Source organism: Staphylococcus gallinarum (assembly GCF_000875895.1).
Taxonomy (GTDB): Bacteria; Bacillota; Bacilli; order Staphylococcales; family Staphylococcaceae; genus Staphylococcus; species Staphylococcus gallinarum.
In genome coordinates, this window is record NZ_JXCF01000119.1 from 1 (window position 1) to 241 (window position 241).

Annotated in this window: 1 protein-coding gene; it reads right to left on the reverse strand. The window is 33.6% G+C overall.

Translation table 11 applies throughout. From position 1 onward, the window contains the following. Positions 1-241: ATP-binding cassette domain-containing protein (locus SH09_RS13700; protein WP_042740182.1), on the reverse strand; the 241-nt coding region annotated here is incomplete at both ends.

The window sequence follows — 241 nt, forward strand, 5'->3', positions numbered from 1 at the left end:
GAAGTCGATATTTTCATTCAATGCTACAACTTTTAAGTTGTCTTGTGCGCTCAAATGATTATATGTTGGAGGAGATTCTATTAAAGAACCAATATTGGTTAATTCTTGTCTGGTTAAGGGGGAACCGTCTAAATAGACATCACCATTTGTCTGTGGCAATATTCCACATATAATTTTCATCAAAGTAGATTTACCAGCTCCATTAATTCCTAAAAGTCCATAAACTTCATTAGGATAGACT